Raw genomic sequence first — 14,384 nt, 5'->3', positions numbered from 1 at the left:
ACAGGCCGGCACTCCGAGTTACCGTTGCCGCGTTTTTCGAGCTACGGTCACTGACCGGAACGGAAAACGGCTGCTCAGGGGAGCCCCCCGCCACCTCGTGGGACGGGCTAACCTGGTGGCCACGTCAGTGCTCCGGCGGGTCGTTCGCCAGTTCGGCCGTCCATTGAGGACCCGGTGCAACGCAGACGAAAGAGGAAGCGGGGTGACGTCCGGGGTGGCCCAGACGCAGGCAGAATCCGCGGTGATGGCGCAGACCGCCGCGAAGTTTGACCAGGTCAACAGCTCGTTGACTTCCATGCTGAACAAGCTCATGTCGGAGCTTTCGGTGCTTCAGACCGCGTGGGTGGGTGCTGGCGGCCGGGCGTTCGAGACGGTCAAGAATCAGTACCAGCGTGATCTCGCCGACCTGAACAAGGCCCTGGCCGACACCTCCGAGGCGATCCGCACGTCCGGTGTCAGCTACGAGAGCACGGACAGCACGGCCGCGAGCACGGTGACCAAGTCCGGTGGCGGCGGCTACAGCCTGCCGCTCGAGAACTGACAGTGGGAAGGGTCACTCGATGAACGACGGTTTGCTTCGCGTGAACTTCGGCGCCCTGGGCCAGGCCGGTGCCGACATCCAGAAGGCAGTGAACGAGCTCGAGTCGCAGCTCGGTCAGCTCGAGGCCGACGCACGTCCCTTGGTCGCGACCTGGGAAGGCAAGGCGCAGGAGGCATACGCCCAGCGCCAGCAGAAGTGGACCACCGCGTCCACGGACCTCAAGAACATCCTCCGCGACATCAAGATCGCGGTGGACCAGGCGGCTCAGGACTACGCCACCACCGAGGGCAACGCGGAGAAGCGCTTCGCGGGCTGATTCGTGGGAAGGCCGGGGCCGCTCCAAGCGGTCGGTCCCGGCCTTTTCCGTTTGCGGTGCGCGGCCCTTCGAAGGCGGATGGTGGTTTTGTCATCGTTCGTCCCCGCTGCCAGCGGCGGTTTGGCCGTCGGTGGCGCCGGCCGGTCGGCGTCCGGCCACGGCCCAGCAACCCGCGCCGTGCAGTTCCCGGTGTGGCGGCGGGTCGCGCTTGGCCATGCGGGTCGCGCTTGGCGGTGTCGGCGGCGCTTGGCGGTGCCGCCCATGGCCGGCGGCTCGGGTCGCGCTTGTCAGTGCTGGTCGCGCTTAGCGGGTGTCGGTCATGCTCGGCGGCACGAGTCGTGATCGGCGGTCCGGGTTGGTGTCCTGGTTGGCAGCGCGGCTCGCGTTCGGCGGTTCCGGTCGCGCGCTCGGCGGGTGCCGGGCGGGGGTTGGCGGTGCAGGTCACGCCCGGCGGTTCCGGGGCGGTTCCGGTCGCGCCTCGGCGGGTGGCGGGCATGTCCCGCGGTCACGCTCGTGCGGGCGTCCTCAACCCGGCGGTCATTGGCTCAGTTACCCAGGGTTTGGCGTCGTGGCCGCCGTCCTCCCGCTGCTGTTCCTGGTTGTGGAGGCGGGTTCGCGTTCTTGAGGCGGGGTTGCAAGCGTGGCCCCGAGCTTCCCGGGGCGGTCGTAGCCTCGTCCCGGCTGCGCGCGCGGGTGGCGGCGGCGGGGGTCCTAGGGGCGCTGGTGGTGGCGCTAGTTGGTGACATTGTGGCGATGATGCGGATGAGGTGGTGCCGGGATCGTTACTGTTGAGTCGCGTCTTCCCTAATTGTGGCTACTTGTGGTCATGGGGAAGTGTCGCTGCGCGACTATTGCGGCGGTGGGGAGGTTGGTTTGCTGTATGCGAGCAGCCGCCCATTGTGATCGGGGCCTGACCTTGTAGGTTGTACGCGTTGAGGTGGCCCGTTCGCCGCGAAGGGAGAGGTGGACGTGACCGAGTGGGAGCCGGCTACGGACGCCGAAGTCGCGATGCGCAACGCCCTGCGCACCGACGACCAGGAGTCCTACTTCCGCATTCTCGCCGGCGTCGACCTGCTTCTGCCCGTGTCGGCGGACGCCCTCGCCGGCCGCGCGCCGATGGGGTGGGGCACGTGGAGCACCGGCGGTCGGACACATGTTCTCGCCTTCACGTCGTCGGAGGCCCTTCAGGCGTGCCTGTCCGACTACACCGGCTCCGCTCGGCGGGTCGCGTACGCGGAGCTTGCCGAGACCTGGCCCAATCTGGAGTGGTGGCTGGCGGTCAATCCCGGCCTGCCGATCGAGGGATACCTGCCGGCCTGGTTCGTTGCCCAGCTCAGCCGCGGTGACCTGCGGTTACCTACCCGAGGCCCGGCTCGTGAGGGCGGCGACGCCACCAGCCGGATCAAGAACATCCAGACGGCCACGCAGGCGGCCAGTGCCGGCCAAGGCTTTGCATCTCCGGCTTCCGGCGGTCCGGTAACCGCCGGTCACGGCGCCAGTGAAGGAATGATCAGCGGCGGGGCGGCAGATCCTTACCACCGCGTCGGCGCGACAGATCAGGGCTCTGGCACGCCGGGCAGCGTCTACAGCGCTGCGGCTGGCCAGGGCGGCCAGGCCTGGGGTGCGGCCGGCGAGGGCGGCCGGGCCGGGGGTACGGCTTCCGGCTACGGCGACAGCGGTATGCCCGGAAACTCGCCTTCTGGGACCCCTTCCACGCCTTCCGGCCCCGGACAGAGTTCGGAGGAACAGCCACCGGTGGGTCCGGGTGGGCTTCCCGTTCGCACTCCGGGGTCCGTTCTTCCCAGCGGGCTGCCCTCGCGAGTGCCGACGACGCCTCCGGGATTGAGCGGGCCTGGTGGTTCCTCGACCTTCAGCGGATTTACGCCGCCGGCTGGAGGCGGGCAGGACCGGACGCGACGTCCGGAGGCGGATGTTCCTACTTCCTCGCCGACCGAGACTTCCGCGCCGGGAAGTTCCGCTGCACCCGGGGGTCTTGCCGCGCCAGGGGGCTCTGCCGCGCCCGACGGCTCAGCCGCGCCCGGGGGTACCGGCGGTTCGACGGTGACTCGAGGTAGCGCCTTGGATGCGCTTGCGAGCAGGTCTGGCACCACGGTTCCGTCGGGCAGCCCGAGCGCGCTGGATTCGCTGGGACACCGCTCCGGTGGACAGGGTGCCGTCCTTCCATCGAGCGGCGTCGGTGACAAGGCGGAGGCTCCGGGTCTTCCTCAGTTGCAGCGACCGGACGGGCCTCTGCCTACGCGTACGCCGATGGCGCAGACCCCGCCGCTGCCGGGTCACATCGAGCCCTCGGGCGGGGCGGGTGTCGGCACCCCGAGCTCGGGTGGCGGAGCAGGCGACGCGAGCGCTACCGCGGCTGAGACTGAGCAGGCCGGACCTGGCGGGCTTCCGCGCCGGCAGGTCACCTCGCCGTCCGAGCGTCCCTCCTCGATGGCGGCGGCCGCGCAGGCCCTGGCCGCCCGGGGTGAAGCCGGCGCTTCCGCGACCAAGCCGCAGGAGACGGCGGAGATTCCGAGTCGGACACCGCAAAGGACGTCGGAGGCCCACGGCCAGGCGAAGGAGATGCCGGCCAGGACGCAGGAGGGTTCGGGTCAGCGGAGCACCGCCGAACCGGCTGCGGACAAGGCCGGCGGCGTGCCGCGGTCCACCATCGCTCCACCTGTCATTCCGGGTGCCGGTGGCGCCAACCGGTCGGGCAGTTCGCAGGCTTCGGATTTGCCGCCGCGGTCGACGACGGGGGAGACCTCGGGGGAGATGGCGAGGGCGACGCTGGGGGAGATGGCGAGGGCGACGTCGGGCGAGATGGCGAGGGCGACCTCGGGAAGCGGCCTGCCGACCCGCCCGGTTCCCGCGTCGACTCCCGGCGGACCGGCGCAGCCCACGTCCGCTGGAGCCCCGGCTGCATCGCCGGAGCCCGTGGCGGCCCCGATCGAGTCCGCGCAACAGGGAATGGGCTACCCGCAGGCCGGGCGGCCGGAAGATACCGGCAGGTCAGAAGACGACTCAGGAGTTCCCGAGAGCCAGGCTCAGGGGCAGCCTCCTGCGGGAAGCCAGACGGAGGGCCAGCGTCCCGAGGAGGGATTGTCGCAGAGCTCGCGCTTCGACGTGAATGCGGCGGCAGACGAGGACGACTTCGTCCCGGCCAATGAGGTCGAGCGCGATCTCTATCACGCCACCCTCGACCACAGCACCGACGCCTTCCTCTCCACGCTGCTGCTGGCCACCGTTCTCGTGCCTGTCGCTCACAATTCGCGGCCGGGGAGTGCTCCTGGAGAGTCCGGGTTCGTGTTCCGGACCGAGGATGTGGGTGGCAGCCGGTTCCTTGTCGTGTTCACCAGCCGTGATCGGTTGGGTGAGCACTACGCCGAGCCGGTCCGTACGGTCCCGGTCCGGTTTGTGGAGCTCATCCGGAACTGGCCCGATGCGGCCTGGTCCTTTGCGGTCAACCCGGGGTCCGCGGTCGGGGCGAGGTATCCCGGCCCGCAGGTCATCGCCCTCGCGAACTGGGCCCTAGAGGCCGGGCTCGGCGAAGAGTCGGCCGAGGACGGTGCCGCCGGGCTGGGCGATGATGCGCTGGAGGAGGGTCGCGGTGCCGCGCAGGGGCGGTCCGAGGATCAGCCGGCCGCGATACCGACGACCATGCAGAAGATGGTTCCCGCCGAGCAGGTCGACTACTACCTCGAGCGGGGATATGACCGGGTTGCCGGTTTCGTTCACCGGGCCGCCGAGGTCGAGCATCTGCGGACGCCGGGAGAGATCTTCGCCGCGTTGGGCCTGCTCCACGACGGGTCGCCCTATCAGGCCGACGCCAAGGAGGCGTTCGTGCTCCGCTGGCCGGCTTACCGGCCCAGCCTCTACCGCATCCCGTACGGCGGGCAGAGCGAGCAGGCGTTGCGGGCCATGGACGGCTGGGTGATCGAGCGCGCGCCCTTCCGGGGCAACGGTTTCGCCCCGGGCGAGGGAAGCGATGTCATCGCCGAGTTCAAGGTGGACAGTGTCCGGCTGCCGCACGGCGCGCAGTTGTGGCGCGTCGACGCCGACGGCGGCGAGCGGGTCATCGCGATCTTTGACTGTGACGCTCCGATCTGGCGCAAGGTGGGCGAGGACGATGCGTGACGGGTACGTCGTGACATGGCAGGGACGCGAGTACGACGCCGCGCCGGACGGCCTGAACGTCCGGATCTACGCCCCGGAGCCGGGTGACGGCTTCGAGGAGGTGCGGCCGGGACGCTACGTCCGGGTGCTGCGGCCCGACGAGTTCAGCGATCTCGTGTACGTCCGCACGACCTGCTCGTGGCGCGGCCAGCCGTTCATCGTGCTGGCCGAGGCCGACAGCTGGCTCCGCGTGGAGTACACGGGCGGCCGGGCACCGGTCGCCCGCGAGCTGGGGCTGGAGGAGTTCGACTTCGGCGTCTACCAGGGCTGGGCCCCGGCCCACGAGGTCTCCGAACTCTACGAACACCGCGTCTGACGGCGTCGACGAAGGAACGACCGTCGCCGAAAGCGGTCAGCAAGAGTCAGGCCGAGGTGGGCGAGCAGGACGGCACGTGGGGAGCGCCGGGCCCAAGGTGGGCCCGCGACGGGCAATCCGACAGGGTCAGGACCACCTCAGCCCAGCGCAGGGTCAGGACGACTTCAGCCAGCGCAGGACTTCGCCGGTCACGACGTCCGGTTGCTCCAGGTGCAGGAAGTGTCCCGCGTCCTCGATGAGTCGCCATTCGTACGGTGCGATCACGTAGCGGCCCGAGCCCTGGGCCGTCCGGGGCAGGACCGCGGTATCCAGCTCGCCGTGCATCTGGAGGGTCGGGGTGATCAGCGGGCGTTGCATCAGCTTCACGAAGCGGTAGCCCTGGAGGCGCAGCGCCGAGCGGAACACCCACCTGTACGCCTCCAGCGCGCAGAATGACGCCTGCGGGATCTGCATCGCTTCCCGGCACCGGGCGGCGTATTCCGTGTATTCCGGTGTACGCGTCCAGGTCGGACCGCTCCACCGTTCGATCAGTTCGCCGATCACCGCCGCGTCGTCCTTGGTCAGGACGTGTTCGTAGCGGGGGACCTGGAACTTGAGGGTCGGCGCCGTCGCCGCGATCTGGCCTCGCGGGTCGTTGAAGAGGGCCGCCCGCAGCCGCAGGGGGTGGGCCGCGCCGAGGACGACGAGGCGGCTCACCATCTTGGGGTGGAAGGCGGCCGCCGTCCAGCCGATCATGCCGCCCGCGCCCGTGCCGACGATCATCGCCGAGCGTTCGCCGAGTGCCCGGATCAGCCCGGTGACGTCGGCGGCCATGGTGTATCCGTCGTAGCCGCGCGGCGGTTTGTCGCTGGCTCCGTAGCCACGCAGGTCGATGGCGACGGCCCGGAATCCGGCGTCGGCGATCCGGGGCAGCATGTCGTGCCAGGCCCACCAGAACTCCGGGAAACCGTGCAGCAGCAGCACGAGCGGTCCGGTTCCGGCCTCGACGACGTGGAACCGGCTGCCGTTGGCGCCGACGAAACGGTGGGTCCAGGGACCCTCCGTCAGGACGCACGCCTCGTCCACCTGCGAACTCATGCGCTCCAGCGTACGGGTCCCCGGCTACGGGACCTGTTCCACGGCCTCCATCTGCATCTGGGTGCCCTCGCCGCAATTGATGCGGAGCTCGGAGGGGACGAGCCGGACGCGGACGTAGGCGCCCTTCATCAGCGGGGTGCCGGCGTCGGAGTAGACGGCGTACGGCTTGCCGTCGACGTCGGCGAAGCCGTAGCAGGGCCCGGTGCCGCCGCGGGTGATCCAGCCCTCGGTCCAGCCGGGGCTCTTGACGATGTCCGTGGGGGTCTTCGGGATGCCGGGGGGCTTGCGCACGCCGGGCGGCGGGCCGGTGGCAACCGAGTTGTGGGGTGTGGCCTGCGTCGACCTCGGAGACGACGGGTCCGCCGGCGGGGCGGACGGGGCGGGCTGGGACGCGGCGAGCGCCGAGGGCGCCGCGCTCTGCGTGACGGGCACGGAGTTGCCGGGAGCGGCGGTGTCCGTGGCGGAGCAGGCGGTCAGGAAGACGACGACCAGGGACGTTGCGGTGGCCGTACGGAAAAGGGACATGGTGTGGCACCTCCGTGAGTGAGACCCGATTGCGGCGCGCGGGGTTCCCTGATCAGGCGGGAAAAGGGTGACGCCCGGGGGCCGAGGCCCCCGGGCGTCTGGTGGTGCGGTGGGTCAGGAAACGCGGATCTTGATCGAGGTGCCCTTCTGCTCCAAGACCTTGATCTTGACGCCGACACGGGGCAGCTTGACGCCGTGCCACGGTGCGTCCGCGAACCAGTGCTGCTTCTTGTCGTCGAACACGGACTCCGCCTCGGGGCCCCGGATGTAGCTGGGCTTACCGTCGACGTGCAGCGTGAACGAGTCGGCCTTCTTGAGGCCGAACGGCGCGTCGTAGAGCTGGATGCGCGCCCGCCACGGCTGCCCGTCCATGTTGTACATCGGCTCCGGGCGGCTGTCGATGATCATGTTGCGACCTTCGCCCGGGTGCTGGTTGACGTTGTTGTCCTCCTGCGACGTGTCGCTGTAGGAGATCAGCAGACCCTGCTGGTACGAGAAGTGCTCGGCCCAGTCCGGCTTGGTGCTCGCCCAGCCGATGTTGTAGGGGCCCGTCTTCAGGTACTTGTCGTACGACACATAGGTGCGGTTGCCCGCGATGTAGTAGTGGTCGTGCATCCCCGTGATGGAGGCACCGACAGCGCTGAAGCCGGCGGGCTTCCACTGCAGGTCGCCCTCGGCGCCGTCGGTGGAGAGGGCGGCGCCGTCCGCCGTGATGGTCAGGTCGTCACCGAAGAAGCCGCCGTCGTTCTTACCACCGTCGGTGAGGTAGTGCAGCCGTACCTGGATCTTCTTGCCGGCGTAGGCGTCGAGCGGAACGTGGATGGACTTCCACGCGCCACCGCTGGTGCCGGAGATGGTCGGGCGGCCCGGCTCGGCGCCGTCCTTGCCGAAGGGGGTGCCGTCGATGGTGCCGTCGACCGGCGTCCACGTGGTGCCGTTCTCCGAGACTTCGACGTAGAGGTAGTCGTAGCCCGCCTCGATGGCGTAGCGGCCCTTGAGGTCGAACGACGCGCTGGTCTTGCCGGTCAGGTCGACCGCCTGGGTCAGCGTGGTGTTGAGGGAGTTGGCGTTGCCGGAGAAGAACTGCTTGGTGCCGGCGAACGGGGCGCCGAGCTTCTTCTCGACCGCCTTCTTCGGCAGGACGATGACCGCGGCCTGCGGCTTCTTCGAGTGGTACTCCTGCGGGCCGAGCTCGAGGGTCTTCTTCTTACCCGCCTTCAGGGTCACGTGGTCGAGCCAGCCGAGGCGCAGCTTCTGCCAGGCGCCGAGGTCGCCGGGGCGCGTGCCGAGGGGCTCGCCCTCGCCGGAGAGACGGCTCTGGGCCATCAGCGTCCAGTACTCGCTGTTGTTGTTCGAGCCGCCGCTGGTGTCGTAGTCGTCCGGCAGGCCCAGGTCGTGGCCGTACTCGTGCGCGAAGACGCTCAGGCCGCCGTTCTCGGGCTGGACGGTGTAGTCACCGATCCACACGCCGGTGTTGCCGATCTGCGTGCCGCCGGCCTTGTTCTGTGCCGGGCCGGTCACGCCCGCGGAGGTGTTGTACGCGTACCAGCGGTGCGCCCAGATGGCGTCCTCACCCTGCTGCGGGTCGCCGTCGGCCTGGTCGCCGCCGGCGTGGACGATCTGGAAGTGGTCGATGTAGCCGTCCGACTCGTTGAAGTTGGAGTCGTTGTCGAAGTCGTAGCGATCCCACTTGTCGAACGACTTCATGTCGGCCTTGATCTGGGCGTCGGTGCGCCCCGCGGCCTTCTGGTCAGCGACCCACTGGTTGGCGGCGTCGGTGACGAGCGCCCACATGTTGGTGTCGGTGCAGACCTTGTCGATGTCGCAGTCGCGGCCGTAGCGGGCCTCGTTGTACTTGACCTTGACCCACTCGGTGACCTTGCCCTCGACGCTGTAGACGTTGGAGGACTGCATCTCGTAGTAGGTCTTCAGCGACTCGACGTTCTTGCCCTCGCCGAAGTACAGCTTCTCGAAGTGGGCCCGGTTGTAGTCGGGTTGCCACACCGTGGTGTTGTCCTTGGTGCGGTCCGGTGCCGGGATCTTGTTGTGCAGCGGGCCCTCGAACGTCGTCGGGCCCGGGGTCTCCGGGTCGCTGTCGACGTCCGGATACTTGGGATGCCGCTCGTTGCCGAACTCGGCGAGAATCACGAAGATCTTGTCGGTCGTCTTACGGGCGAGCTCGACGTACTGGTCCACGCCGGACCCGCTGACGGTGCGGTCGGTCTCGCCGCCGCCGCGGGTCTTGCCGACCTTCACCACGGTGCTCGCGCCGCGAGTCACCGGCTTGGCCTCGCCCTTGAGGACGGCAGCGAGCGCCTCCTCGCGCAGTTCGCGGCGCTTGTCCTCGAGCGGGTTGGGGAGCTCGTCGGCCGGGTCCGCCTTGCTGGCCTTCGACGTTGTCGGCTCCACCGGGGGCGCCGCCTGTGCCACGGCCGGGAGCAGAGCCCCGAAGCTCGTGACCATCGCGGCGCCGAGTAGTCCAACGACTACCTTGCGCACTACGTACCTCCGTTGAACAAACCGCACGCCCCACGCAGCGAGCGGTGGCACAGGCCCTTGATCGGGGCTTGGGTGAACGTATGCAAAAAAATGGATGTGTGGAAGACCTCAGAAAAAAGTTTTTGGTAAACGGCGCGGCGCCCGGGGAAATTTCCCCGGGCGCCGTTCCTTATATCCCTAGATCACCCGATTTTGATCTTCATAGAAGTGTTATTGACATTGAGGACCTTGATCTTGACGCCGACCGCCGGGAGCTTCACGCCGTGGTTGGGAAGCTCGTCGTAGAAGTACTTCTTGGTGTCGTCGAACAGCGGCTGCGCGGCCTGGCCCCGGATGTAGCTGGGCTTGCCATTGATGTGCAACGTGAACGAATCCGCCTTCTTCAGGCTGAACGGGGCGTCGTACACCTGGATGCGGGCCCGCCACGGCAGCCCTTCCAGGTTGTAGAACGGCGCCGGGCGCGAGTCGATGATCAGGTTGCGGCCCGATCCCGGGTGCACATTCGTGTTGTTGTCCACCTGCGAGGTGTCCCAGTACGAAATGAGCAGGCCCTCCTGGTAGGAATAGTGGTCCACCTTGTCCGGCAATGTCGGCTGGTAACCGAAGAAGTACGGGCCGGTCTTGAGGTACTTGTCGTACGAGACGTAGCTGCGGTGCCCGGCGATGTAGAAGTTGTCGAACATCTCGGTCGAGGAGGCCCCGACGATCGTGAAGCCGTCGAGCTCCCAGGTGGTGTCGCCCTCGGCGCCGTCGACCAGCACGGTCGCGCCGTCCGCGGTGATCGTGATGTCGTCACCGAAGAAGCCGCCCTCGGCGACGCCACCGTCCGTCAGGTAGTGCAGACGGAAGGCGATCTTCTGGCCGGCGTACGCGTTCAGCGGCACCGCGATGTCCGCCCACGCGCCGCCCGTGCTGCCGGTCAGGGCCGGCGTGCCGCTGGCGTCCCGCGGGAACGCCGCGCCGTTCAGCGTGCCGTCGAGGCGCGTCCACGTGCTGCCGTTGTCCGTCGACGCCTCGAAGTACAGGTAGTCGTAGTCGGCCTCGATGTCGTACCGGCCCTTGAGCGTGACGCCCGCGGTGGTCTTGCCGGTCAGGTCGATCTCCTGCGACATCGAGTTGTTCAGGTCGTCGGCGTTGCCGGAGAAGAACTGACCCTCACCGGCGAAGGGTGCGCCGAGCTCGGTCGTGACCTCCTTGTCGGGCAGCACCACGACGACGCCTTGCGCCTTGGCCGTGTTGTACTCCTGCGGCCCGAGCTCGAGGGTCTTCTGCTGGCCGGCGACCACCGTCTCGTAGTCGAACCAGCCGAGCTGCAGCTTGTTCCAGGCGCCGAGGTCACCCGGGCGGGTGCCGATGGCCTGGTCGCCCGCGGCGCTGAGCCGGCTCTGGGCCATCAGGGTCCAGTGCTCGTTGTTGTTGTCGCCGCCGCCGGAGGTGTCGTAGTCGTCCGGCAGGCCCAGGTCGTGGCCGTACTCGTGGACGAAGACGCTCAGGCCGCCGTTCTCCGGCTGGATGGTGTAGTCGCCGATCCAGATGCCGGTGCTGCCGATCTGCGTGCCGCCGAGCAGGTTGCCCGCCGGGCCGGTGCGGCCCTGGTCGGTGCCGAACGCGTACCAGCGGTGGCTCCAGATCGCGTCCTCGCCCTGCTGCGGGTCGCCGTCGGCGGCATCGCCACCGGCGTGGACGATCTGGAAGTGGTCGATGTAACCGTCGGACTCGTTGAAGTCGCCGTCGTTGTCGAAGTCGTAGCGGTCGTACTGGTCGAACGCCTTCATGTCCGCGGCGATCTCGGCGTCGGTACGGCCGGCCGCCTGCTGGTCCGCGACCCACTTGTTCGCCGCGTCACGCACGAGCGCCCAGGTGTTGTTGCAGACGTTGCTGCCACAGAGGTCGCGGCCGTACCGCGCCTCGTTGTAGTTGACCTTGACCCAGTCGGTGACCTTGCCCTCGACGCTGTAGCGCCCGGACGACTGGGTCTCGAAGTAGGTCTTGACCGACTCCTTGCCCGCGCCCTCGCCGAAGTACAGGTCCCGGTAGTGCTCGGGGTTGTAGTCGGGTTGCCACACCGTCGAGTTGTCGACCGCACGGTTCGGCGCGGGGATCTTGTTGTGCAGCGGGCCCTCGAACGTGGTCGGGCCGGGCACGTTCGGGTTGGAGTCGACGTCCGGGTAGTTCGGGTGCCGGTCGTTGCCGAACTCGGCCAGGATCACGAAGATCCGGTCGGTCCGCTCGCGGCCCAGTTCCACGTACTGGTCCGTGCCGGACTTGGCGATCTTGCGATTCGTGACACCCGACCCCTGGGTCCGGCCGACCTTGACGACCGTGCTGCCGTTCCGCTTTATCGCTTTCGCCTCGCCGCTGACGACGTCGGCGATCGCCTGCTCCCGCAGTGCCCGGCGCTTGTCCTCGAGCGGGTTGGGGAGATCATCCACATGTGTCGCGTCGGCCTTGACCGCCGGTCCGGGATCGACCGGCGGTGCAGCGGTGGCGCCGGCCGGAATGAGAATTCCGACGCTGGTCACCATCGCGGCGCCGAGCAGTCCAACGACCACCTTGCGCACTACGTATACCTCCGTTGGCATGACCGCGCGCTGTTGTGCAGCGACGGCGGTGGACCGCCTCGGGTTCGAGGCTCAGGTGAACGTATGCAAATGGAGCGATGCACCGGAAGGGCTCTAACGTATTGATCATGATTGATTGCTGTCCGTGGATGGGGCATCGCGCGCATTCCGGCAAATGGCCGAAAATGCACCGTCCACATGAAACAGCGGCAGATCCGTCGCCGGATCCACCGCTGTTAATGGATGGCTGCCTATATCAATCCTCGGACTTGGAGCTCCGCATTCCCGCCGAGATCAGGTCCATGACCGTGGAGTCCTGGAGGGTCGTGACGTCGCCCAGGGAGCGGCGCTCGGCGACGTCCTTCAGCAAGCGGCGCATGATCTTGCCGGACCGGGTCTTGGGCAGCTCGGCCACGAGCATGATCTGCCGCGGCTTGGCGATCGGCCCGAGCGTCTTCGCCACGTGGTTGCGCAGGTCCTGGATCAGCTTCTCGCCCGCGTCGCCGGTGGTGTCCACGTTGCCCCGCGGGATCGCGAAGGCGACGATGGCCTGCCCGGTCGTCGGGTCGGTCGCGCCCACCACGGCGGCCTCGGCCACCGCCGGGTGCGAGACCAGCGCCGACTCGACCTCGGTCGTCGAGATGTTGTGACCCGAGATCAGCATGACGTCGTCGACGCGGCCGAGCAGCCAGAGCGCGCCGTCCTCGTCCTTCTTCGCGCCGTCGCCGGCGAAGTAGATCCACTCGTCGCCCGTGCCGGCGCCCTTGCCGAAGCGCGACCAGTACGTGTCGATGAAGCGCTGGTCGTCGCCCCAGATCGTCCGCAGCATCGAGGGCCACGGCTCGCGCAGCACCAGGAATCCGCCGCCGCCGTTCGGCACCGACTGCGCCTGGTCGTCGACCACGTCCGCGGAGATGCCCGGCAGCGGGGTCATCGCCGAACCGGGCTTGGTGCTGGTCACGCCGGGCAGCGGCGAGATCATCCCGGCGCCGGTCTCGGTCTGCCACCAGGTGTCCACGATCGGGCAGTTGTCGTGCCCGATGTTCGCCCGGTACCACATCCAGGCCTCGGGGTTGATCGGCTCGCCGACGCTGCCGAGGATGCGCAGCGAGGACAGGTCGTACTTGGCCGGAATGTCCTCGCCCCACTTCATCATCGTGCGGATGAGCGTGGGCGCGGTGTAGAGGATGGTGACCCGGTACTTGTCGATGATCTCCCAGAAGCGTCCCTTGTGCGGCGTGTCCGGGGTGCCCTCGTACATGACCTGCGTGGCGCCGTTGGAGAGCGGCCCGTAGACGATGTACGAGTGCCCGGTGACCCAGCCGACGTCGGCGCTGCACCAGAAGACGTCGGTCGCAGGCTTCAGGTCGAACATCGCGTGATGCGTGTACGACGCCTGGGTGAGGTAGCCGCCGGTCGTGTGCAGGATGCCCTTGGGCTTGCCCGTCGTGCCGGAGGTGTAAAGGATGAACAGCGGGTGCTCGGAGTCGAACGACTGCGGCCGGTGCTCGGCGCTCGCCCGCTCGACCGTCTCGTGCCACCACAGGTCCTTCTCGCCCCAGGCGATGTCCTCGCCCGTCCGCCGCACGACCAGCACGTGCTCGATGCTCGGGCACTGCGCGACCGCCTCGTCGACGGTCGGCTTGAGGGCGGACGGCTTGCCCCGGCGGTAACCGCCGTCGGCCGTGATCACCACCTTGGCGTCGGCGTCCTGGATGCGGGTGGACAGCGCGTCGACCGAGAAGCCGCCGAAGACCACGCTGTGCATCGCGCCGATTCGCGCGCAGGCCAGCATCGCGACCGCCGCCTCCGGGATCATCGGCAGGTAGATCGCCACCCGGTCGCCGGCCGTGACGCCGAGCTCGGTCAGGGTGTTGGCCGCCTGGCTGACGCTGCGCAGCAGGTCCGCGTACGTGATCGTGCGGGTGTCGCCCGGCTCGCCCTCCCAGTGGATGGCGACCTTGTCACCGTGGCCGGCTTCGACGTGCCGGTCGACGCAGTTGTACGCGATGTTGAGCTCGCCGCCGACGAACCACTTGGCGAACGGCGGGTTCGACCAGTCCAGCACCTGGTCCCAGGGCTTGGTCCAGGTGAGCCGCTTGGCCTGTTCCTCCCAGAATCCCAGCCGGTCCGCACCGGCCCGTTCGTAGGCGTCGGCCTTGACGTTCGCCGCGGCGGCGAGCTCGGCCGGCGGCGGGAACTGCCGCGTCTCCGAATACAGATTCTCCAGGGTTTCACTCATGAGGGCGGCTCCTCTGCCGTGACCGATCTGCTTGGGTGGAACACTAGTTCTGCCCGCTTTTCCGGGCGAGCCTTGTGCTCGGTACTGCGCGAATTCTGCCACTTCCGCGCCCGTACGTGCAGTGCCGCGTTCCC

General features: G+C 68.5%; 10 protein-coding genes and 1 pseudogene. 5 read left to right on the top strand and 6 right to left on the bottom strand.

Annotation, left to right across the window (positions count from 1 at the left end):
- Positions 1-202 precede the first annotated feature (202 nt).
- The 3 genes and pseudogenes from EDD30_RS17665 to EDD30_RS17650 form a co-directional block, all read left to right on the top strand.
- On the top strand, positions 203-541 hold the full coding sequence (locus EDD30_RS17665) for a WXG100 family type VII secretion target (RefSeq protein ID WP_394328313.1): 339 nt from the start codon (positions 203-205) through the stop codon (positions 539-541).
- A gap of 19 nt (positions 542-560) precedes the next feature.
- Complete coding sequence (locus EDD30_RS17660) at positions 561-857, top strand: WXG100 family type VII secretion target (protein WP_071808846.1); 297 nt, start codon at positions 561-563, stop codon at positions 855-857.
- Positions 858-1,826: 969 nt separating this feature from the next.
- A pseudogene (locus tag EDD30_RS17650) lies at positions 1,827-2,333 on the top strand (SseB family protein); the annotation flags it as partial.
- Positions 2,334-3,466: 1,133 nt separating this feature from the next.
- Here the strand turns inward: EDD30_RS17650 and EDD30_RS40665 are convergent.
- Positions 3,467-3,757, bottom strand: a complete 291-nt coding sequence (locus EDD30_RS40665; protein WP_244945693.1) for a hypothetical protein — start codon at positions 3,755-3,757, stop codon at positions 3,467-3,469.
- 199 nt (positions 3,758-3,956) lie between these two features.
- On the opposite strand from EDD30_RS40665, the gene EDD30_RS40660 reads away from it, so the two are divergent.
- Both EDD30_RS40660 and EDD30_RS17640 read left to right on the top strand, forming a co-directional pair.
- The gene (locus EDD30_RS40660) at positions 3,957-4,991 is read left to right on the top strand and encodes an SseB family protein (RefSeq protein ID WP_244945612.1); all 1,035 of its coding nucleotides are present in this window, start codon (positions 3,957-3,959) and stop codon (positions 4,989-4,991) included.
- Complete coding sequence (locus tag EDD30_RS17640; protein WP_071808844.1) at positions 4,984-5,346, top strand: hypothetical protein; 363 nt, start codon at positions 4,984-4,986, stop codon at positions 5,344-5,346. Before EDD30_RS40660 ends, EDD30_RS17640 begins: the two co-directional genes overlap by 8 nt.
- A 153-nt stretch (positions 5,347-5,499) precedes the next feature.
- Here EDD30_RS17640 and EDD30_RS17635 read toward each other — a convergent pair whose 3' ends face one another.
- The 5 genes from EDD30_RS17635 to acs form a co-directional block, all read right to left on the bottom strand.
- Complete coding sequence (locus tag EDD30_RS17635; RefSeq protein ID WP_071808843.1) at positions 5,500-6,423, bottom strand: alpha/beta fold hydrolase; 924 nt, start codon at positions 6,421-6,423, stop codon at positions 5,500-5,502.
- A gap of 24 nt (positions 6,424-6,447) precedes the next feature.
- Complete coding sequence (locus tag EDD30_RS38315) at positions 6,448-6,948, bottom strand: hypothetical protein (protein ID WP_143162989.1); 501 nt, start codon at positions 6,946-6,948, stop codon at positions 6,448-6,450.
- Positions 6,949-7,062: 114 nt separating this feature from the next.
- Positions 7,063-9,411, bottom strand: coding sequence for an immune inhibitor A domain-containing protein (locus EDD30_RS17620; protein WP_084557405.1), 2,349 nt, complete (start codon positions 9,409-9,411; stop codon positions 7,063-7,065).
- 218 nt (positions 9,412-9,629) lie between these two features.
- Positions 9,630-12,029, bottom strand: coding sequence for an immune inhibitor A domain-containing protein (locus EDD30_RS17615; RefSeq protein WP_071808839.1), 2,400 nt, complete (start codon positions 12,027-12,029; stop codon positions 9,630-9,632).
- Positions 12,030-12,264: 235 nt separating this feature from the next.
- Positions 12,265-14,250, bottom strand: a complete 1,986-nt coding sequence (gene acs / locus EDD30_RS17610) for an acetate--CoA ligase (RefSeq protein ID WP_071808838.1) — start codon at positions 14,248-14,250, stop codon at positions 12,265-12,267.
- Positions 14,251-14,384: the final 134 nt, after the last annotated feature.

Origin of the sequence: Couchioplanes caeruleus (genome assembly GCF_003751945.1) — a bacterium.
Taxonomy (GTDB): domain Bacteria; phylum Actinomycetota; class Actinomycetes; order Mycobacteriales; family Micromonosporaceae; genus Actinoplanes; species Actinoplanes caeruleus.
Note: the sequence above shows the minus strand (reverse complement) of the source record. Positions and strands in the feature narration are given on the sequence as shown.

What these genes read in the sequence shown, in the direction of transcription:
- EDD30_RS17660 (WP_071808846.1), top strand. Translation starts at nt 561, where the DNA reads ATGAACGACGGTTTGCTTCGCGTGAACTTCGGCGCCCTGGGCCAGGCC.
- EDD30_RS17640 (WP_071808844.1), top strand. Translation starts at nt 4,984, where the DNA reads ATGCGTGACGGGTACGTCGTGACATGGCAGGGACGCGAGTACGACGCC.
- EDD30_RS17635 (WP_071808843.1), bottom strand. Translation starts at nt 6,423, where the DNA reads ATGAGTTCGCAGGTGGACGAGGCGTGCGTCCTGACGGAGGGTCCCTGG.
- EDD30_RS38315 (WP_143162989.1), bottom strand. Translation starts at nt 6,948, where the DNA reads ATGTCCCTTTTCCGTACGGCCACCGCAACGTCCCTGGTCGTCGTCTTC.
- EDD30_RS17620 (WP_084557405.1), bottom strand. Translation starts at nt 9,411, where the DNA reads ATGGTCACGAGCTTCGGGGCTCTGCTCCCGGCCGTGGCACAGGCGGCG.
- EDD30_RS17615 (WP_071808839.1), bottom strand. Translation starts at nt 12,029, where the DNA reads ATGCCAACGGAGGTATACGTAGTGCGCAAGGTGGTCGTTGGACTGCTC.
- acs (WP_071808838.1), bottom strand. Translation starts at nt 14,250, where the DNA reads ATGAGTGAAACCCTGGAGAATCTGTATTCGGAGACGCGGCAGTTCCCG.